Raw genomic sequence first — 19,435 nt, forward strand, 5'->3', positions numbered from 1 at the left:
TCCATGCGCAACAGCACCGAACGCGCCGAATCGACCCTGAATATCGCCCGAGGTGCCGGCCTGTCCCTGGACACCATCAACAGCGCCATCATCGAGATCAACGAACGCAACCTGGTGATCGCCAGCGCCGCTGAAGAACAGGCCCAGGTGGCCCGGGAAGTGGACCGCAACCTGGTGAACATCCGCGACTTGTCGGTGCAGTCCTCCACCGGTGCCAACCAGACCAGTGCAGCCAGCAACGAGCTGTCGCGCCTGGCCGTGGACCTCAACGGCATGGTTGCCCGCTTCCGCCTCTGAAACACCCCGCCAGCCCTGGATGGCGCCGGTAAAACGGCGCCGGAATTCGCACCTGGGGAATCCGCCACTGTCGCCAAAAGCTTTTTGACAGTGGCGTATTTCAACAGGTTAGAATCGCTGGCACGCAGACTGCATGGTCAGCCTGCGCCCGCCTTTTTCGCCCTGGAGTACTGCCTTTGAATGCGACGACCATCAACAGCCTGTTCTTGATCGGCGCGTTGCTGGTAGGTGCGAGCATTCTGGTGAGTTCACTTTCATCGCGCCTGGGCATCCCGATCCTGGTGATCATCCTGGCCGTGGGCATGACCGCCGGGGTGGACGGCGGCGGCATCATCTTCGACAACTACCCGACCGCCTACCTGGTGGGCAACCTGGCCCTGGCCGTGATCCTGCTGGACGGCGGCCTGCGTACCCGGGTCGCGAGTTTCCGCGTGGCCCTGTGGCCGGCGCTGTCCCTGGCCACGGTGGGGGTGCTGATCACCACTGGCCTGACCGGCATGGCAGCCGCCTGGCTGTTCGACCTCAACCTGATCCAGGGCCTGCTGATCGGCGCCATCGTCGGCTCCACCGACGCCGCCGCGGTGTTCTCGCTGCTGGGGGGCAAGGGCCTCAACGAGCGGGTCACCGCCAGCCTGGAGATCGAATCCGGCAGCAACGACCCAATGGCGGTGTTCCTCACCGTGACCCTGATCGACATGCTCGCCAGCGGCCACACCGGCCTGCACTGGAGCCTGCTGACGGACCTGATCCGCGAGTTCGGCATCGGCGCGGTGATCGGCCTGGGCGGTGGTTGGCTGATGTTGCAACTGGTCAACCGCATCCACCTGGCCACCGGTCTGTACCCGATCCTGGTGGTGGCCGGCGGCCTGGTGGTGTTCGCCCTGACCAACGCCCTGCACGGCAGCGGCTTCCTCGCCGTGTACCTGTGCGGCCTGGTGATCGGCAACCGCCCGGTACGCAGCCGCCACGGCATCCTGCACATGCTCGACGGCATGGCCTGGCTGGCACAGATCGGCATGTTCCTGGTGCTGGGGCTGCTGGTCACCCCCCACGACCTGCTGCCCATCGCCCTGCCGGCCCTGGGCCTGGCACTGTGGATGATCCTGTTCGCCCGACCGCTGTCGGTGCTGGTGGGCCTGGCGCCGTTCAAGGCCTTCCATGGCCGGGAAAAGGCCTTCATTTCCTGGGTCGGGCTGCGCGGTGCGGTACCGATCATTCTCGCGGTGTTCCCGCTGATGGCCGGGCTGCCCAATGCCCAGCTGTACTTCAACCTGGCGTTCTTCATCGTCCTGATCTCGCTGCTGGTGCAGGGCACCAGCCTGCCGTGGGTGGCCAAGTGGCTGAAGGTGACGGTTCCACCGGAGCCGGCACCGATCTCCCGGGCGGCCCTGGAAGTCCACGTCACCAGCGAGTGGGAGCTGTTCGTCTACCGCCTGGGGGCGGAGAAATGGTGCATCGGCGCCGCCCTGCGGGAGCTGAAAATGCCCGAGGGCACGCGCATCGCCGCACTGTTTCGTGGCCAGCAACTGCTCCATCCGTCGGGTAGTACGGTGCTCGAAGCCGACGATCTGCTGTGCGTGATCGGCCATGAACACAACCTCCCGGCCCTGGGCAAACTCTTCAGCCAGGCTCCGGAACGCGGCCTGGACCTGCGCTTCTTCGGTGACTTCGTGCTCGAGGGCGATGCCCAGCTGGGCGCGGTCTCGGCGCTCTACGGGCTCAAGCTCGACGGCCAGGACGCAGACATGCCGCTGGGCGCCTTCATCGCCCAGAAGGTCGGTGGTGCACCGGTGGTCGGCGACCAGGTGGAATGGAACAACACCATCTGGACCGTGGCCGTGATGGACGGGAACAAGATCGGCAAGGTCGGCGTCAGATTCCCCGAAGGAAGTCGCCCCGGCCCCGGACTCTTCCTCTAAACTGCGGAACGCGTCAGCCCCCGGCATGGCGCCCCCTATTCCTACTTGCTTGACCGACCTCTATGCCTATCCTGCGTAAATTTTTCGCTGTTGCCCTGCTGGGCCTGAGCCTCTCTGTCGGCGCGGTACAGGGCGGTGACCCGCCCAGCGCCGAGGCGGTCCAGCAGAGCCTGGACAAGATCGCCGAGCGCAAACTGCCGGAGGCCGACCAGAAGGCCCTGCAGACCCTGCTGCAGAACACCCTGAACCAGCTGGCCAACAAGCAGAACTATGAGCAGCGCCTGAGCGATCTCAAGCAGCAATTGAGCAATGCCCCGCGCCAGACATCGGAAAACCAGCGCGAACTGGCCCGCCTGAAAGCCAGCAAAGTGGTCCCGGTGATCCAGCGCTACGGCTCATTGCCGGTATCGCAGCTCGAACAGCTGCTGACCGAGCGCACCAGCCTGCAGGGCGACCTGCAAAAGGCCCTGGCCGACGCCAATACCCTGGACATTACCGCCCAGACCCGCCCCGAGCGCGCCCAGGCGGAGATCAGCAGCAGCCAGACGCGCATCCTGCAGATCAACGCCGCACTCAAATCCGGCAAGGACGGCGGCAAGCTGCTCAGCGCCGACCAGCGCAACCTGCTCAACGCCGAGCTGGCAGCGATCAACGCGCTGATCCCCCTGCGCCGCCAGGAACTGGCCGGCAACAGCCAATTGCAGGATCTGGGCAGTAGCCAGCATGACCTGCTGATGGAAAAGACCGCGCGCCTGGAGCAGGAAATCCAGGACCTGCAGACCCTGATCAACCAGAAGCGCCTGGCCCAGTCCCAGGAAACCGTGACCCAGCAGTCCATCGAGGCGCAGAAGGCCGGGAGCAGCAGCCTGCTGGCCACCGAGAGCGCCAGCAACCTCAGGCTCTCCGACTACCTGCTCAAAAGCACCGACCGCCTCAACGAACTGACCCAGCAGAACCTGCTGACCAAGCAGCAGCTGGACAGCGTGACCCAGAGCGATGCGGCCCTGGACGAGCAGATCAACGTGCTCAAGGGCAGCCTGCTGCTGTCGAAGATCCTCTATAAACAGAAGCAGGCCCTGCCGCGCCTGAAACTGGACCGCGACCTGGCGGACGAAATCGCCGACATCCGCCTCTATCAGTTCGAAGTCAATCAACAGCGCGAGCTGCTGGGCAGCCCCAGCACCTACGTCGACAACCTGCTCAAGAACCAACCCCCGGAACAGGTCACGCCACAACTGCGCCGGACCCTGATCGATCTCGCCATCACCCGCGCCGACCTGCTGGAGCGCCTGAACCGCGAGCTGAGCGCGCTGCTCAATGAATCCATCACCCTGCAGTTGAACCAGAAGCAACTGCTCAGCACTTCCCAGAGCCTGCGAGCGACCCTCGACGAGCAGATGTTCTGGATCCCCAGCAACAAGCCGCTGGACGCCGAGTGGCTGCAAAGCGTCCCCGTGCGCCTGGAGCGCCAGGTCACTACCCTGCCCTGGGCCTCCAGCCTCAGCGAACTGACTGACGGCCTGGCCCAGCGGCCACTGCTGTTCCTGCCCCTGGCGCTGCTGTTCGGCGCCCTGCTGTGGCGGCGCAAGGCCCTGTATGCGCGCCTGAACAAGGTGCACAAGGACATCGGTCATTTCAAACGCGACAGCCAGTGGCACACACCGCTGGCGATCCTGGTGAACATCCTCCTGGCGATGCCGGTGACCCTGGTCCTGGCCCTGTGCGGCTACGCCCTGCAGATCGACGCCCGTGGGCAGAACGCCAACCTCGGCGCCGCGCTGCTGCAGATCGCCCAGGCCTGGCTGGTGTTCTATACCGCCTATCGGATCCTCGCCCCCGGCGGCGTGGCGGAACTGCATTTCCGCTGGGAAAAACCCCAGGTGGAATTCCTCCAGGGCTGGGTCCGCCGCCTGGGGCTGGTGGTCCTGGCACTTGTGGCCGTGGTGGCGGTGGCCGAGCACCAACCCGCGGCCCTGGCCGAGGACGTGCTGGGCATCGCCGTGGTGCTGACCTGCTATGCGCTGATGGCCTGGCTGCTGAGCCGCCTGCTGCTGAGCAGCCCGACCCACCAGAACACCTCGCTGTTCCGCAAGGCCGTGGGCGTGCTCTTCACCCTGCTGCCGATCGCCCTGTTCATCGCCGTGTGCTTCGGCTACTACTACACCGCCCTGAAACTCAGCGACCGGCTGATCAACACCCTGTACCTGCTGATGTTCTGGCTGGTGATCGAGGCCACCTTCGTCCGCGGCCTGAGCGTGGCGGCCCGGCGCCTGGCCTACCAGCGCGCGCTGAGCAAGCGCCAGGCCGCCAAGGAAGCCGGGGAAAGCGGCGAGGCGGTGGTGGAAGAGCCGACCCTGGATATCGAGAAGGTCAACGAGCAATCCCTGCGCCTGATCCGCCTGGCCCTGCTGGGCGGCTTCATGGCGGCGCTGTACTGGGTATGGGCGGACCTGATCACGGTGTTCTCCTACCTGGACAATGTCACCCTCTACGAATACACCAGCGGCACCGGCGCCAACATGAGCATGGTGCCCATCAGCATCGGCGACGTCATCGGCGCGCTGATCATCGTCGGCATCACCTTCGCCCTGGCGCGCAACCTGCCTGGCCTGCTGGAGGTACTGGTGCTGTCCAAGCTGGACCTGGCCCAGGGCAGCGCCTATGCCACCACCACCCTGCTGTCCTACGCCATCGCCGGGATAGGTTTCGTCGCCACCCTGTCGACCCTGGGGGTCAGCTGGGACAAGCTGCAATGGCTGGTGGCCGCCTTGTCCGTGGGCCTGGGCTTCGGCATGCAGGCGATCTTCGCCAACTTCATCTCCGGCATCATCATCCTGTTCGAGCGCCCGGTACGGATCGGCGACACCATCACCATCGGCAACCTGTCGGGCACCGTGAGCAAGATCCGCATCCGCGCCACCACCATCACCGACTTCGACCGCAAGGACATCATCGTCCCCAACCAGACCTTCATCACCGGGCAGTTGATCAACTGGTCGCTGACCGACACCATCACCCGGGTGACCCTCAAGCTCGGTGTCGACTACGGTTCGGACCTGGACCTGGTCAAGGAACTGCTGCTCAAGGCTGCCCGGGAGAACCCGCGGGTACTCAAGGAACCGGAACCCCATGTGTACTTCCTGAACTTCGGTGAAAGCACCCTGGACCATGAGCTGCGCATGCACGTGCGCGAGCTGGGGGACCGCAACCCGGTGGTCGACGAGGTCAACCGTTTCATCAACCGCGAGTTCAAGAAACAGCACATCAACATCTCGTTCCGGCAGATGGAGGTCTACCTGAAGAACCTCCACGGCCAGGAATACAAGATGGTGCCCATCGAACCCGAGGCCAAGACCATAGTCCCGGTGGCCGAGGGCAAGCCGCTGCAGGAACCGCCGGCCAGCAAACTCGACTAAGGCCTCTTTCCCCAGCAGAATACTCGGACATTCTGCTGGGAGATGGCCGTTGAAAGCCCTCGACGAACTGACCTTCGACAACCGCTTCGCCCGCCTGGGCGACGCCTTCTCGACCCACGTACTGCCCGAACCCCTCGACAACCCGCGGCTGGTGGCCGCCAGCCCTGGCGCCATGGCGCTGCTGGACCTGGACCCGGCCGTGGCCGAAACCCCGGTGTTCGCCGAACTGTTCGGCGGGCACAAGCTGTGGGCCGAGGCCGAGCCCCGGGCGATGGTCTATTCCGGGCATCAGTTCGGCTCCTACAACCCGCAATTGGGGGACGGCCGCGGGCTGCTGCTGGGCGAGGTCTACAACCAGGCGGGAGAACACTGGGACCTGCACCTGAAGGGCGCCGGCCAGACGCCCTATTCGCGCATGGGCGATGGCCGCGCGGTGCTGCGCTCGTCGATCCGCGAATTCCTTGCCTCCGAGGCCCTGCATGCCCTGGGCATTCCCAGCAGCCGCGCACTGTGCGTGATCGGCTCGGACACTCCGGTCTGGCGCGAGAAGCAGGAGCGCGGGGCCATGGTCCTGCGCCTGGCACCGAGCCATATCCGCTTCGGCCATTTCGAGTATTTCTACTACACCAAGAAACCCGAGCAGCAGAAGCAGTTGGGGGAGCATGTGCTGGCCCTGCATTTCCCCGAGTGCCAAGAGCTGCCTGAACCCTACCTGGCGATGTTCCGCGAGATCGTCGAGCGCAATGCCGAGCTGATTGCCAAATGGCAGGCCTACGGTTTCTGCCACGGGGTGATGAACACCGACAACATGTCGATCCTGGGCATCACCTTCGACTTCGGCCCCTTCGCCTTCCTCGACGATTTCGACGCCCACTTCATCTGCAACCACTCGGACGATCAGGGGCGCTACTCCTTCAGCAACCAGGTACCCATCGGCCAGTGGAACCTCAACGCCCTGGCCCAGGCCCTGACGCCGTTCATCAGTGTCGAGGCGCTGCGCGAAAGCCTGGGCCTGTTCCTGCCGCTGTACCAGGCCCACTACCTGGACCTGATGCGCCGGCGCCTGGGCTTCACCCAGGCCGAGGATGACGACCAGAAGCTGGTGGAACGCCTGCTGCAACTGATGCAGAACAGCGGCGTCGACTACAGCCTGTTCTTCCGCCGGCTGGGGGAGCACGCCCCGGAGCAGGCGCTGGCACGGCTGCGGGACGACTTCGTCGACCGCAACGGCTTCGACGCCTGGGCCGAGCTGTACCGGGAACGGGTCGCCCGCGATCCGATCCAGGGCCAGGACCTGCGCCGCGAGCGCATGCACGCGGTCAACCCGCTGTACATCCTGCGCAACTATTTGGCGCAGAAAGCCATCGACGCCGCAGAAGCCGGGGACTACAGCGAAGTGCGCCGCCTGCATCAGGTGCTGAGCCAGCCTTTCGAGGAACAGCCCGGCATGGACAGCTACGCCGAACGCCCGCCGGAGTGGGGCAAGCACCTGGAAATCAGCTGTTCGTCCTGAGTCGGGCGAAGCTGTCCATCGATACCTTCAAGCCCTAGGCCAACCTGCGGACCTGCCGCAGGTTGAACAGGCGCTTGCCGTCCAGCACTGGCTCAACCTGGGATTGCGCATGGACCCGCCACTGACGGGCAGGGATAATGCGCGCCCTGATTTCCAGTACCTGCAAGGATGCACATGAACCTGTTCTTCACCCTGGCCACCCTCGTCCTGGCCGTCTTCAGCCTGGTCTCGGTCGTCATCTACCTGAGCCGCCGCGCCAAGTACCGCATGAACCTGCAGGACCTGCACTTGCACGGTAAGGCGCACCGCAGCATTACCCAGGCCGAACTGGACGAGCTGGCCAAACAGACCGCCAGCCTGCAACGCATCCAGGGCAGCGGCGGCATGTCCTACAAGCCAATCAGCGACAGCGTCTATCTGATTAGCGGCGGCACCGCGAGCGACGGGCTGGAACTGCAGGTCCAGTCGGTGAAACATATGTCGATCGCCGGTATTCCCGTGGAATTTCCCTTCCCGATGGAAAGCTTCCTGGCCGACAACAACCAGGCCGAAGTGGTGATCGCCAAGAAGTTCGCCGTGGTCATCGGCCTCAACGGGCATCGCCTGGCCCCATGACGCACTGGCGGCCTGGCTGCCACCTTCACCGCTCGCCCATGCCCCGAGCCCTGCCACCATCGCTGCCCTGCAAGAGTCCGCCATGAAACGTCGCTACCTGCTGCTGTTGCCCCTGCTGCTGTCGCTGGCCGGGTGCAAGGAAGACTTCGCCACCCTGCACTTCCAGGAGTCGGTGCGCTCCGACCCCAAGGCCGGCCCGCAATACTCCGACCAGTTGGTGCACGAGGCGTACAAACACAGCATTTACACCGCGCTCGGCGCCCAGGGCCTGGACCCGGATGCCATCGCCCTGGAGCGGGACAAGGAGGACGACAAGGTCATTCACCTGCGCCTGGTGGACTACTCCCTGAGCCCGGAACAACGGGGCAGCCTCAAGGCCATCCTCGAACAGGTCGTCAGCGCGCGAAATGCCAGCTCGATGAACCTGCGCCTGGAGCTGGACAACGCCCATGCCAAGGTCACCCCTTCCGGCACCAGCGACCTGCCGGACAACATCGACGCCACCCTGGCGTTCGAGCCGGAGTTCGGCATGCTGCTGGACCGCAGCTACGAAGACAGCATGCAGGCCATCGTCAACGCGAGCGAAATCGAAGGCCCGGTCAGTTGCAAGATCACCGCGCGCCTGGCCATGCCCAGGCCCTTGAAACTGATCGCCTACGAAGCCCTTGAGCAGGACAACAGCGAGCGCGGCCTGATCTCCTTGCTGACCCGCGGCGGCAGCATTGCCAAGGTGCCACTCAAGGTGCATTTCGATGACCCGGACCTGAACCGGCTCCTGCAGCACAAAACCGTCCAGGCCTGGCCATCCAGCTCGAAGATCACCCGGCCCGCCCCGGTGCCCCTTGACGAATTCGCCATCGTCATCGGCTCCATCGGCGTCCAGACCCTGACCTCGGCCCTGGCCTTCGACACCCGCAAGGACGAGCTGCAAGCGCTGTGCGACCAGAAGATGCAGACCCTGGGCCGGCCGTTCACCTTTCACATGGGCCGGACCCTGGATCGCCTGACCAGCGTCGATTACCGCTAACAGCCACTATGCGACGAGGATTTCCATTGAACCGACGTCTCTCCACTGCCGCCCTGTTGCTGATGCTGCTGACCGGCTGCAAGCAGACCTACCTCACCCTGCATTTCCAGGAAGAAGTGGGCAACCCCCAGCAGGCCCGGATAGTGCCGTACTTCGCAGAGGCCATCACTCAGATGGCCGCCGGGATCGGCATCGAACCCGACGCCATCGGCCTGGAAATGGACCGCAAGGACGACAAGACCCTGCATATCAGCCTGGACAGCAGCGTGCCCGAACCCCAGCGCCAGCGCCTGCAAGCGCTGTTCAGCGAAATTGTCGAGGCACGCGCAGCCGGCACCTTCGAAGCCGTTCTGGAGATCGCCCCGCAAACCGGGAGATACACCACCCCCGAGTACCGCAAAAGGGCCATGGCCTTGCCGCGACGCTTCTCCCTGGCGCTGGAGCCGGTGAAATACGCCGACGTGCTGTTTCATTACTCGATGGAGGAGTTGATCAGCGGCAAGCTCGCGGCCACCGGAACGCCCAACGAGGCGTTCTGCCAATACCAGGCCACCCTCCAGGCGCCGGGCATGCCGTTCAGCCAGATGGGCAGCAAGGCCGGTAGCGGCACAGGGGATTACAACCTGTATCTGGAGTGGAAAGACGGCAAGCGCGAACCGGCGCAATACTTGTTCGGCAACATCACTTTCGCCAACCCCACGCTCAACCAGATGCTGTTCGACAACCGCATCCAGCTGTCCGCGATCAAGACCTCCTGGGGCACGCGAGCGGACCGCCGGGCCGACCGCCTCGGCTTCAGCGTCGGCTCCCTGGGCCTGCAGTACCACGAGGACGGGGAGATTTCCCCGTTGCAACACATCGGCTTCATGGGCAGGTGCGAGGGCATGGCCATGGCGCTGGGGCGGCCCTTTACCTTCTACATCGGCCGCTCCATGGACCGCCTGGTCAGCGTCGAACTGGCCCCGCCCAGCGCATGAGCCCTGGAGCCGCAACGGCTCCAAGCCAACCGCTGCGACTTGATATTGCCCCCGGGCGCCGCCATCTAAGGCGCTCTACCCTGTTTGCGGAGCCCGACCATGTCCGACCCACTGCTGATCCCCTGCCCGCACTGCAACGGCCTCAACCGCATTCCCGCCGAGCGCCTGGGGGACCACCCCAAGTGCGGGCGCTGCAAGGCCGAGGTCTTGCTGAGCAAACCCTTTGACTTGAAACAGGGCGACTACGCCAGCCAGATCAAGGGCGACCTGCCGTTGCTGGTGGATGTGTGGGCAGACTGGTGCGGGCCGTGCAAATCCTTTGCACCGACCTTCCAGCAAGCCGCCGCACAGCTCAGTGGCAAGTGCCGCCTGGCCAAGCTGGACAGCGAGGCCAACCCGCAGTTGTCGGCGCAATTGGGCATCCGTTCGATTCCCAGCCTGATCCTGTTCAAGAACGGCCGGGAAGTAGCCCGGCAAAGCGGTGCCTTGCCACTACCGCAATTGTTGAGCTGGCTGCGCAGCCAGGGGATTTGACGCAGCGCCAAGAGCCGCAGGCCAAACCCTGTGCTCATGGCCTCTTGAGGGTCAGGCGTTTTCCAGCAGGCTGTGCAGGTCGACGAATTGCTGGGTCAGCTTGTGTCGTGGGTCCAGGTGGATCAGCGGCATGCTGGCCTGGTGGGATTCACGCATGCGCACCGAGCTGCCCAGGTACACCGGCAGCACTGGCAGGCCCTCGCTGATCAGTTCGTCGAGCATCTGCTGCGGCAGGCTGGCCCGGGCCTGGAACTGGTTGACCACAATGCCTTCGACCTCCAGCCCCTCGTTGTGGTCCTCCTTCAGCTCTTCGATCTCCGCCAGCAGGCCGTACAGGGCCTGGCGAGAAAAACTGTCACAATCGAAGGGGATCAGCACACGATCAGCCGCGATCAGCGCCGATACCGCGTAGAAATTCAGGGCAGGCGGGGTATCGAGGTAGATCCGGTCGTAATCCTCGGCCAGCTCATCCAGCAATTTGCGCAGCTTGTTGATCTTGTGCTTGGCCTCAAGCTTGGGCTGCAGGTCCGCCAGCTCGGCGGTGGCCGTGATCACGTGCAGGTTGTCGAAGGGGGTCTCGTAGATATCCACCTGGTTTTTCTTGGCGAAGGGGCCGGACGACAGGGTCTGCTTGAAAAAATCGGCAATGCCCATGGGAATGTCCTCGCCGGTCAGGCCGGTGAGGTACTGGGTCGAGTTGGCCTGGGCATCCAGGTCCACCAGCAAGGTGCGATAGCCCTCGCTGGCGCTGACCGCCGCCAGATTGCAGGCAATACTGGATTTGCCCACGCCACCTTTCTGATTGAACACCACACGCCGCATGTCTAGACCTCCCTGTATCAAAGATCACCGAGTGTAGTAGGCCACGCGGCCCCTTAGCTACCTTGCTGCCACACAGATTTCCCTTGCCCGCAGCCCTGGCACAAACACTGGGCAATGTCGGCCCCGAGATCGACCTGGGACTGAAAGACTTCAGATAGTGGCAAAAAGACACCTCGCATCGCGTCGGATTTTTCGCTTTTGCGACCAACAGGCCAAGGAGCATTTGCTACAAGCCAGTCGCACCGGGATAATGCGCGCCACTGACGCATTCGCGTCACTCAGGCCAATCGCCGTTCGAAGCGATATGCCGCGTCAAGGAAGCCCGCAGGGGCGGGATGAAATCAAGTGATCAAGTTCAACATCGCTCAATGGCGTGCGTGGGCCCCTGGGCTCGAAAGCGTGGACGCCTGGCAGGCCTGGAGCCGTCAACCGGCCCTGCCTGAAAACAGCGATGCCGCCCCCGATGTATCCTTTCTCCCCGCCATGCAGCGGCGCCGTCTCAGCCGACTGGCGCGCATGGCATTCAGCGTCGGCTGGCCCCTGGCCGAGGGCCTGGAACAACTGCCGCTGGTGTTCATCTCCCGGCATGGCGAAACCCCGCGCACCTTCGAGATTCTCAGCGACCTGGCCGCCGAGCAGCCGTTGTCGCCCACCCAGTTCAGCCTCTCGGTACACAATGCAGTGATCGGCCTGTGGTCGATCATGCGCGGCGAAACCAGCGAAATGACGGCCCTGGCCGCTGCCGGCGATGGCCTTGAGCATGGCCTGCTGGAGGCGGCCACGCTGCTGGCCGACGGCGCCCCCCATGTACTGCTGGTGATCACCGAGGAACAACCGCCCGAGGCCTATGCCAGCTGGATCGACGACGTGCCGTTCCCCTATGCCCTGGGCCTGCTGCTGACCCCCGGCGACGACTGGCAGTTGTCCCTGGGCAGCCATGACGGTCAAACGCCCAGGGCCCAATGGCCCCACGCCCTGAATCTGCTGCGTACCCTGCTGGGCGCGCAGACCTTTTGCCAACATGCCTGGATGAATCGTGTATGGACCTGGCAACGCAACCACTGAGCGCCAAGGGCCGCAATGCCTACTACTGGCGCCTGACGGCCACGGCGCTGAGCTTTGCACTGTTCGGAATAGGTGGTTTGTGCCTGCGCCTGGTGATTTTCCCCCTGCTCGCCTGCCTGCCCGGCGACGCCCAGCGCCAGCGCCAGCGGGCGCGCAAGACCGTCAGCCGGCTGTTCTGGCTGTTTATCCGCTTCATGGCCAGGAGCGGCGTGCTCACCTATGAGGTCCAGGGCGCCGAGCGGCTCGGGCGACCGGGGCAGATGATCATCGCCAACCACCCCTCGCTGATCGACGTGGTGTTCCTCATCGGCCTGGTCCGCGACGCCAACTGCGTGGTGAAGCAGAGCCTGTGGAACAACCCCTTCACCCGCGGCCCGGTGCGCGCCACCCAGTACATCAGCAACGACGGCAGCATGGACATGCTCGACAGTGCCTGCGGGGCGCTGCAGGCAGGCCAGACCCTGATCGTCTTTCCCGAGGGCACCCGCACCCAGCCGGGTGCCGCTCCAGCCTTTCATCGGGGAGCGGCGGCCATTGCCCTGCGCGGTGCGAAGATCATCACCCCGGTGGTGATCCGGGTCAGCCCCAGCACACTGACCAAGGCCGAGCCCTGGTACCGCATCCCGCAACGCCGTGTGCACTTCAGTTTTCACGTCGGTGCCGATATAGACCCACAGACCTTTGCAGCCCAGGGCCCGGCGCCCCAGGCTTCGCGCAAGCTCAATGAGCACTTGCACCATTTTTTCATTAAGGAGCTCGCCAGAGATGAGCGATACACACCCGGACCTGATGCTTGAAATCAAACTGCTGATCATCGACGCACTGGGCCTCGAAGACATCAGTGCCCAGGACATCGGCAACGACCAGACGCTGTTCGGCGAAGGCCTCGGCCTGGACTCGGTGGATGCCCTGGAGCTGGGCCTGGCGATCCAGAAGAAGTACGGCATCAAGATCGACGCCGACGCCAAGGACACCCGCAACCACTTCAGCAACGTGGCGAGCCTTGCGGCGTTCGTCACTGCAAAACAGGCAGCTTGAGAACCGACCATGCAAACCCGTGACGATATCTTCAACACCCTGCGCGATGCCCTGGTCGAGCTCTTCGAACTGGAGCCCGAGCGCGTCAGCCTCGAGTCCAACCTGTACGAAGACCTGGAAATCGACAGCATCGATGCGGTCGACCTGATCGACCACATCAAGCGCCAGACCGGCAAGAAAATCGCCGCCGAGGAATTCAAGTCGGTGCGCACCGTCAACGACGTGGTCGAGGCGGTCTACCGTCTGGTCCAGCCGGCCGCATGAGCCGGCTGATCGGCCTGGGCTTGTTGCTGGCCGGCCTGCTCTACCCCTTCGCGGTGTACTTCGGCATGGAGCATTTCGCTCCGTGGCAGTTCGGCCTGCTGCTGGGCGGCCTGTGGCTGGCCCGGGCGCTGACCGGCGAACGCCGCCCCGGCAGCCTGTGGATGGCCATTGCGGCGATCGCGTTCTGCCTGCTGCTGGCCTGGTTCGACAACCCGGCGCTGCTGCGCTGGTACCCGGTGCTGATCAGCGCCTTCATGCTCGGCCTGTTCGGCCTGAGCCTGAAATACGGCCCCCCGGTGGCAGAGCGCCTGGCCCGCATCAGCGAGCCGCAATTGCCGGAAAAGGCCATACGTTATACGCGCCAGGTGACCGTCGCCTGGAGCGTGTTTTTCCTCTGTAACGGAATGCTCGCCGCGGCCCTGACCCTGTGGGCGCCGCTGAGCTGGTGGACGTTGTACAACGGCCTGATCGCCTACGGGCTGATGGGCCTGCTGTTTGCCATTGAATGGCTGTTACGACAACGGGTAAGAGGCCGTAGATGAACTGGATTCCCCTTGAGCAGCTGTTGCTCAAGCTACATACGCCGCGAGCGGTCAGCGCCGCGCCGGCCATCGACCTGGGGGCCGTGCAGGAACAGGCCCTGAGCCTGGCCGCTGCCCTGCAAGCCCGTGGCGTACGGCGCCTGGCGGTGCACCTGGAAGACGCCGTGGAACTGGCGGTGGCCCTGCTCGGCGCCTGGCGTGCCGGGGCCAGCGTGCTGTTGCCCGCCGACCTGCAAGCCCAGACCCGCCAGCGCTGGTCGAGCGAAGTCGACCTGTGGCTGACCGACCAGGACACGCCCCTGCACCAGTTGCAGGCCAGCCCCCTGGCCCCGGCCGAGCTGGACCTGGACACCTGCCAGTTGAGCCTGTGCACCTCCGGCTCCAGCGGCGAACCCAAGCGCATCGAGAAGAACCTGCGGCAACTGGCCAACGAGGTCGTCGCCCTGGAACACCTGTGGGGCGCCGACCTGGGCCAGGCCTGGATCATCGGCAGCGTCGCCACCCAGCACATCTACGGCCTGCTGTTCCGCGTGCTCTGGCCACTGTGCGTCGGGCGGCCTTTTGTACGCCGCCAGCTGCCATTTCCCGAAGACCTGCAACGGGCCAGCCGCGAGTGCCCGACGTTTGCCTGGGTGGCGAGCCCGGCCCTGCTCAAGCGCATGGGCGACAACCTCGACTGGCCGGCCCTGAGCCAGGTACGGCGGGTATTTTCCTCCGGCGGCGCCTTGCCCGCCGAAGCGGCCAGCGGCCTGCACCAGCGCCTGCAGCAATGGCCGACGGAAATCCTCGGCAGCTCGGAAACCGGCGGCATCGCCTGGCGCCAGGGGCCAGGCCTGTGGCAGCCCTTCGCCGATGTACGGCTGAGCCAGGATTCCGACGGCGCGCTGTTGATCGCCTCGCCCTACCTGCCGGCCGGGCATGTGGAACACACGGCCGACGCCGCGCGGATCGCCGCCGACGGGCGCTTCGAACTGCTGGGGCGCCTGGATCGCATCGTCAAGCTGGAAGAAAAACGCATTTCCCTGCCCATGCTTGAGCAGGCCCTGGCCAGCCACGAATGGGTGGCGGAAGCGCGACTCGGGGTGATCGAAGACAACCGCGCCTACCTCGGCGCCCTGCTGGTGCTCAGCGAGCCCGGCCTGCATGCCCTGCGCAACCAGGGCCGGCGCCACCTGACCCAGGCCCTGCGCCAGCACCTGGCCGGGCATTGCGAAGCCCTGGCCCTGCCCCGGCGCTGGCGCCTGGTGCGGCAACTGCCGCTGAACAGCCAGGGCAAGCTGCCCCAGGCGCAAGTCCAGGCCCTGCTGCTGGCTCCACGCCCGCAAGCCCCGGAAGTGCTGGAGCAACGGCAGCACGAGGAGGAGTGGCAGCTGCAACTGGCCATTCCGCCGGACCTGGCGTACTTCAGCGGGCACTTCCCCCAGACCCCGGTGCTGCCGGGGGTGGTGCAGGTGGACTGGGCCCTGGCCCTGGGCCAGCAACTGCTGGAGCTGCCGGGCCGCTTCGCCGGCATGGAAGTGCTGAAGTTCCAGCAACTGGTACGCCCCGGCGACCGCATCCAGCTGAACCTGCGTTTCGATGCCCAGCGCCAGAAACTGTATTTCGCCTACCTCAATGACGGGGCTCCCTGCTCCAGCGGGCGGATCGTCCTGGAGGCCAGCTGTGGATAAGTTGTACGGCGTCGCGCCCGGGATTCGCTGGCAAGCCAGCGTCTACGCTGAAGGGGCCCGCTGCCATGCATAAGCCTTGCGCGGTGATCCCGGTCTACAACCATGAAACCGCCGTGCCGGCGGTGGTCGAGGCGCTCCTGGCCCGCGGCCTGCCCTGTGTCCTGGTGGACGACGCCAGCAGCCCCCAATGCGCGGCGGTGCTGGAGCAACTGGCCGGCCTCGACCAGGTGTTCCTGATCCGCCTGGCGATCAACCAGGGCAAGGGCGGCGCGGTCATGGCCGGCCTGCGCGAAGCCGCGCAGCTGGGCTTCAGCCATGCCCTGCAAGTCGATGCCGATGGCCAGCACGACCTCACGGATGTGGATAACTTCATCCAGCACTCCCAGGCCCACCCCGAGGCGCTGGTCTGCGGTTATCCACAGTACGACGCCAGCGTGCCCAAGGGGCGCCTGTATGCCCGCTACCTGACCCACGTGTGGGTCTGGATCAACAGCCTGTCACTGCAGATTCCCGATTCCATGTGCGGCTTCCGGGTCTACCCCTTGCCACCGACCCTGGCCCTGCTGGACTCGGTGCAACTGGGCCGGCGCATGGACTTCGATCCGGAGATCCTGGTGCGCCTGGCCTGGCGCAACCAGCCCATGCGCTGGCTGCCGACCCGGGTCCACTATCCCCAGGACGGCCTCTCGCACTTTCGCCTGTTCCATGACAACGCGCTGATCTCGAAGATGCACGCCAAGCTGTTCTTCGGCATGTTGGCGCGCCTGCCGCTGATCCTCTGGCGCCGGTGGCGTCCATGAGCCAGGAGCAACCCAAGGAGCCCGGCAACGAACACTGGGCCGACCATCAGGAGCGCGGCAGCTTCTGGCTGATGAAGCTCACCGCCCTGGGCGTGCGGGTGCTGGGGCGCCGGCTGCTGAGCCCGGTGCTGTACGCCATCGTGTTCTACTTCTTCCTGTTCGGCCGCCGGGCCCGGCGCAGCATCTGGCAGTACCAGCAGCACCTGGCCCAATGGAGCGGGCGCGACGAGTTGCGCCCCAGCCACGGGCGGGTGTTCGGCCAGTTCATGGCTTTTGCCGACGCCCTGCTGGACAAGCTCGACGTGTGGAACGGCAAACTGCGCATCGAACAGATCGAGATCGTCGACCCGGCGCAACTGCGCCACCAACTGCGCGGCGAACGCGGGCAGATGCTGGTGGGCGCGCACCTGGGCAACCTGGAAGTGTGCCGGGCCCTGGCCGAGCTGGGCGAGCAGGTGACCATGAACGTGCTGGTGCACACCAAGCACGCCGAACGCTTCAACCGCCTGCTGGGCGAAGCCGGGGCCAGCAACCTGCGGCTGATCCAGGTCAGCGAGCTGGACCCGGCGATCATGCTGCAACTGAGCCAGCGCCTGGATCGTGGCGAATGGCTGGCGATTGCCGGGGACCGCGTGCCGCTGCACGGCGGGCGCAACGTGCGGGTGGATTTCCTCGGCCACCCGGCCGCCTTCCCCCAGGGCCCCTGGTTGCTGGCCGGGCTGCTCAAGTGCCCGGTCAACCTGCTGCTGTGCCTGAAACAGCAAGGCCGCTACCAGGTGATCCTCGAGCCCTTCGCCGACGCCGTGCAGTGGAAACGCAATGACCGCCAGCAGGTGATCGCCCAGTGGACCGCCCGCTACGCCGAGCGCCTGGGCCAGTACTGCCTGCAAGCCCCGCAACAATGGTTCAACTTTTACCCATTCTGGAAGACCGATGACGACCTCGACCCATGAGCCGGTAACCTTCGGCGAACACCCCCTGCGCATCGAAGACGTGCTGGCCCTGGCCAACCGCCAGGTGCCGACGCGCCTGCAAAGCGACGCCGCCTGGCGCCAGCGGATCGCCAAGGGCGCGCAGTTCCTCGATTCCCTGCTGGACAAGGAAGGGGTGATCTACGGCGTGACCACCGGCTACGGCGACTCTTGCGTGGTGGCGGTGCCGCTGCAGCACGTCGAGGCGCTGCCGCGCCATCTGTACACCTTCCACGGTTGCGGCCTGGGCAAGCTGCTGGACGCCCAGGCAACCCGCGCGGTGCTGGCGGCGCGCTTGCAGTCGCTGTGCCACGGGGTTTCCGGGGTGCGCGTGGAACTGCTGGAGCGCCTGCAGGCCTTCCTCGACCAGGACATCCTGCCGCTGATCCCGGAAGAGGGCTCGGTGGGCGCCAGCGGCGACCTGACGCCGTTGTCCTATGTGGCGGCCACCCTGTCCGGGGAACGCGAGGTGATGTTCCGCGGCGAGCGGCGTGAGTCCGCCGACGTGCATCGCGAGCTGGGCTGGGAACCCCTGGTGCTGCGGCCCAAGGAAGCCCTGGCGCTGATGAACGGCACCGCGGTAATGACCGGGCTGGCCTGCCTGGCCTTTGCCCGGGCCGACTACCTGCTGCGCCTGGCGACCCGTATCACCGCCCTCAACGTGGTGGCCCTGCAGGGCAATCCGGAACATTTCGACGAACGCCTGTTCGCCGCCAAGCCGCACCCGGGGCAGATGCAAGTGGCCGCCTGGCTACGCCAGGACCTGGCCATCGACGCGCCAACCGCGCCCCTGCATCGCCTGCAGGACCGCTACTCGCTGCGCTGCGCCCCCCATGTGCTGGGGGTGCTGGCCGACAGCCTGAACTGGCTGCGCGGTTTCATCGAGACCGAGCTCAACAGCGCCAACGACAACCCCATCATCGACGCCGAGGCCGAGCGCGTGCTGCACGGCGGGCACTTCTATGGCGGGCACATCGCCTTCGCCATGGACAGCCTGAAGAACCTGGTGGCCAACGTCGCCGACCTGCTGGACCGGCAACTGGCCCTGCTGGTGGACGTGCGCTACAACCACGGCCTGCCGAGCAACCTTTCCGGCGCCAGCGCCGAGCGCGCCATGCTCAACCACGGCTTCAAGGCGGTGCAGATCGGCGCCAGCGCCTGGACCGCCGAGGCCCTGAAAAACACCATGCCGGCCAGCGTGTTCTCGCGCTCCACCGAGTGCCACAACCAGGACAAGGTGAGCATGGGCACCATCGCCGCCCGGGACGCGATCCGCGTGCTGGAGCTCACCGAACAAGTGGCCGCCGCCACCTTGCTGGCGGCCAACCAGGGGGTCTGGCTGCGCGGCCAGGAAGCCGATGCCCGGCCTTTGCCACCAGCCCTGGATGCCATGCACCGGCAACTGGCCGAGGACTTCGCACCGGTGATCGAAGACCGCGCCCTGGAGCACGAACTGCGCCTGTGCCTGCAACGCATCGCCGAACAACACTGGAGGCTGCATGCGTAGCAAGGGAGTGATCCACGCCGACACCCAGATCCAGGTGCCCTTCTTCGACGTCGACACCATGCACGTCGTCTGGCACGGGCATTACGTCAAATACCTGGAGGTCGCCCGCTGCGCCCTGCTGGACAAGCTCGGCCACAACTACCAGCAGATGCTCGAATCCGGCTACGCCTGGCCGGTGATCGACCTGCAACTGCGCTACGTGCGCGGCGCGGTGTTCGGCCAGACCCTGAACGTGCGCGCCAGCCTGGTGGAGTGGGAAAGCCGGCTGAAGATCAACTACCTGATCACCGACCAGGCCACGGGCGAGCGCATGACCCGCGCCAGCTCGGTGCAGGTGGCCGTGGAGATCGCCAGCCGGGAAATGCAACTGGCCTCGCCCAAGGTCTTCACCGATGCCGTCGCGAGGGCCTTGCCATGAAGGTAGGAACGAGCTTGCTCGCCAAGAGGGTCGGTCTGCC

18 protein-coding genes and 1 pseudogene are annotated in these 19,435 nt (G+C 65.4%); 18 read left to right on the forward strand and 1 reads right to left on the reverse strand.

What is annotated here, in order from left to right:
- The 8 genes and pseudogenes from BLS75_RS32655 to trxC all read left to right on the forward strand — a co-directional run.
- Positions 1-297, forward strand: a pseudogene (locus BLS75_RS32655) (methyl-accepting chemotaxis protein); the annotation flags it as partial.
- A 176-nt stretch (positions 298-473) separates the two neighbouring features.
- Entirely contained in the window at positions 474-2,216 is a 1,743-nt protein-coding gene (locus BLS75_RS26140; protein WP_011058861.1) for a potassium/proton antiporter, read from the forward strand.
- 62 nt (positions 2,217-2,278) lie between these two features.
- A complete protein-coding gene (mscK, locus tag BLS75_RS26145) occupies positions 2,279-5,632 on the forward strand; it encodes a mechanosensitive channel MscK (RefSeq protein WP_011058860.1) in 3,354 nt (1,117 codons plus the stop codon).
- Between the two features lie 49 nt (positions 5,633-5,681).
- Positions 5,682-7,145: a protein adenylyltransferase SelO gene (locus BLS75_RS26150; protein WP_072452066.1), complete on the forward strand. Its 1,464-nt coding sequence runs from the start codon at positions 5,682-5,684 to the stop codon at positions 7,143-7,145.
- Between the two features lie 174 nt (positions 7,146-7,319).
- The gene (locus tag BLS75_RS26155; protein WP_072452067.1) at positions 7,320-7,760 is read left to right on the forward strand and encodes an IgaA/UmoB family intracellular growth attenuator; all 441 of its coding nucleotides are present in this window, start codon (positions 7,320-7,322) and stop codon (positions 7,758-7,760) included.
- 82 nt (positions 7,761-7,842) lie between these two features.
- Positions 7,843-8,787, forward strand: a complete 945-nt coding sequence (locus BLS75_RS26160; RefSeq protein ID WP_072452068.1) for a hypothetical protein — start codon at positions 7,843-7,845, stop codon at positions 8,785-8,787.
- 26 nt (positions 8,788-8,813) lie between these two features.
- The gene (locus BLS75_RS26165; protein ID WP_239690691.1) at positions 8,814-9,764 is read left to right on the forward strand and encodes a hypothetical protein; all 951 of its coding nucleotides are present in this window, start codon (positions 8,814-8,816) and stop codon (positions 9,762-9,764) included.
- 99 nt (positions 9,765-9,863) lie between these two features.
- Positions 9,864-10,298: a thioredoxin TrxC gene (trxC, locus tag BLS75_RS26170; RefSeq protein WP_072452070.1), complete on the forward strand. Its 435-nt coding sequence runs from the start codon at positions 9,864-9,866 to the stop codon at positions 10,296-10,298.
- Between the two features lie 51 nt (positions 10,299-10,349).
- Here trxC and BLS75_RS26175 read toward each other — a convergent pair whose 3' ends face one another.
- Positions 10,350-11,120: a ParA family protein gene (locus BLS75_RS26175; protein WP_072452071.1), complete on the reverse strand. Its 771-nt coding sequence runs from the start codon at positions 11,118-11,120 to the stop codon at positions 10,350-10,352.
- A 345-nt stretch (positions 11,121-11,465) separates the two neighbouring features.
- Here BLS75_RS26175 and BLS75_RS26180 point away from each other — a divergent pair, with 345 nt between their 5' ends.
- The 10 genes from BLS75_RS26180 to BLS75_RS26225 all read left to right on the forward strand — a co-directional run bounded on the left by BLS75_RS26180 (position 11,466) and on the right by BLS75_RS26225 (position 19,395).
- A complete protein-coding gene (locus BLS75_RS26180; RefSeq protein ID WP_011058853.1) occupies positions 11,466-12,185 on the forward strand; it encodes a beta-ketoacyl synthase chain length factor in 720 nt (239 codons plus the stop codon).
- On the forward strand, positions 12,161-12,982 hold the full coding sequence (locus tag BLS75_RS26185) for a lysophospholipid acyltransferase family protein (protein WP_011058852.1): 822 nt from the start codon (positions 12,161-12,163) through the stop codon (positions 12,980-12,982). Before BLS75_RS26180 ends, BLS75_RS26185 begins: the two co-directional genes overlap by 25 nt.
- A complete protein-coding gene (locus tag BLS75_RS26190) occupies positions 12,951-13,223 on the forward strand; it encodes a phosphopantetheine-binding protein (RefSeq protein WP_011058851.1) in 273 nt (90 codons plus the stop codon). Before BLS75_RS26185 ends, BLS75_RS26190 begins: the two co-directional genes overlap by 32 nt.
- Before the next feature lie 9 nt (positions 13,224-13,232).
- Positions 13,233-13,487, forward strand: a complete 255-nt coding sequence (locus tag BLS75_RS26195) for an acyl carrier protein (protein WP_011058850.1) — start codon at positions 13,233-13,235, stop codon at positions 13,485-13,487.
- A complete protein-coding gene (locus BLS75_RS26200; RefSeq protein ID WP_011058849.1) occupies positions 13,484-14,029 on the forward strand; it encodes a COG4648 family protein in 546 nt (181 codons plus the stop codon). Before BLS75_RS26195 ends, BLS75_RS26200 begins: the two co-directional genes overlap by 4 nt.
- Positions 14,026-15,699, forward strand: coding sequence for an ApeI family dehydratase (locus BLS75_RS26205; RefSeq protein ID WP_072452072.1), 1,674 nt, complete (start codon positions 14,026-14,028; stop codon positions 15,697-15,699). The genes BLS75_RS26200 and BLS75_RS26205 overlap by 4 nt, the downstream gene beginning before the upstream one ends.
- A 65-nt stretch (positions 15,700-15,764) precedes the next feature.
- Entirely contained in the window at positions 15,765-16,499 is a 735-nt protein-coding gene (locus tag BLS75_RS26210; protein ID WP_015633886.1) for a glycosyltransferase family 2 protein, read from the forward strand.
- Positions 16,496-17,452: an LpxL/LpxP family acyltransferase gene (locus tag BLS75_RS26215; RefSeq protein WP_072452073.1), complete on the forward strand. Its 957-nt coding sequence runs from the start codon at positions 16,496-16,498 to the stop codon at positions 17,450-17,452. The genes BLS75_RS26210 and BLS75_RS26215 overlap by 4 nt, the downstream gene beginning before the upstream one ends.
- Positions 17,433-18,977 (forward strand): HAL/PAL/TAL family ammonia-lyase, encoded by a 1,545-nt coding sequence (locus BLS75_RS26220; protein ID WP_072452074.1) that lies wholly within the window; start codon positions 17,433-17,435, stop codon positions 18,975-18,977. The genes BLS75_RS26215 and BLS75_RS26220 overlap by 20 nt, the downstream gene beginning before the upstream one ends.
- Positions 18,970-19,395 carry an acyl-CoA thioesterase gene (locus tag BLS75_RS26225; protein ID WP_011058845.1) on the forward strand — a complete coding sequence of 142 codons (426 nt, stop codon included), beginning with the start codon at positions 18,970-18,972 and terminating at the stop codon, positions 19,393-19,395. Before BLS75_RS26220 ends, BLS75_RS26225 begins: the two co-directional genes overlap by 8 nt.
- Positions 19,396-19,435: the final 40 nt, after the last annotated feature.

This window comes from Pseudomonas sp. NFPP12, assembly GCF_900103205.1.
Lineage (GTDB): Bacteria > Pseudomonadota > Gammaproteobacteria > Pseudomonadales > Pseudomonadaceae > Aquipseudomonas > Aquipseudomonas protegens.

Excerpts from the sequence above, each read along its gene's own strand:
- mscK (WP_011058860.1), top strand. The coding sequence starts at position 2,279 with ATGCCTATCCTGCGTAAATTTTTCGCTGTTGCCCTGCTGGGCCTGAGC.
- BLS75_RS26155 (WP_072452067.1), top strand. The coding sequence starts at position 7,320 with ATGAACCTGTTCTTCACCCTGGCCACCCTCGTCCTGGCCGTCTTCAGC.
- BLS75_RS26160 (WP_072452068.1), top strand. The coding sequence starts at position 7,843 with ATGAAACGTCGCTACCTGCTGCTGTTGCCCCTGCTGCTGTCGCTGGCC.
- trxC (WP_072452070.1), top strand. The coding sequence starts at position 9,864 with ATGTCCGACCCACTGCTGATCCCCTGCCCGCACTGCAACGGCCTCAAC.
- BLS75_RS26175 (WP_072452071.1), bottom strand. The coding sequence starts at position 11,120 with ATGCGGCGTGTGGTGTTCAATCAGAAAGGTGGCGTGGGCAAATCCAGT.
- BLS75_RS26185 (WP_011058852.1), top strand. The coding sequence starts at position 12,161 with ATGGACCTGGCAACGCAACCACTGAGCGCCAAGGGCCGCAATGCCTAC.
- BLS75_RS26190 (WP_011058851.1), top strand. The coding sequence starts at position 12,951 with ATGAGCGATACACACCCGGACCTGATGCTTGAAATCAAACTGCTGATC.
- BLS75_RS26195 (WP_011058850.1), top strand. The coding sequence starts at position 13,233 with ATGCAAACCCGTGACGATATCTTCAACACCCTGCGCGATGCCCTGGTC.
- BLS75_RS26200 (WP_011058849.1), top strand. The coding sequence starts at position 13,484 with ATGAGCCGGCTGATCGGCCTGGGCTTGTTGCTGGCCGGCCTGCTCTAC.
- BLS75_RS26205 (WP_072452072.1), top strand. The coding sequence starts at position 14,026 with ATGAACTGGATTCCCCTTGAGCAGCTGTTGCTCAAGCTACATACGCCG.
- BLS75_RS26210 (WP_015633886.1), top strand. The coding sequence starts at position 15,765 with ATGCATAAGCCTTGCGCGGTGATCCCGGTCTACAACCATGAAACCGCC.
- BLS75_RS26215 (WP_072452073.1), top strand. The coding sequence starts at position 16,496 with ATGAGCCAGGAGCAACCCAAGGAGCCCGGCAACGAACACTGGGCCGAC.
- BLS75_RS26220 (WP_072452074.1), top strand. The coding sequence starts at position 17,433 with ATGACGACCTCGACCCATGAGCCGGTAACCTTCGGCGAACACCCCCTG.
- BLS75_RS26225 (WP_011058845.1), top strand. The coding sequence starts at position 18,970 with ATGCGTAGCAAGGGAGTGATCCACGCCGACACCCAGATCCAGGTGCCC.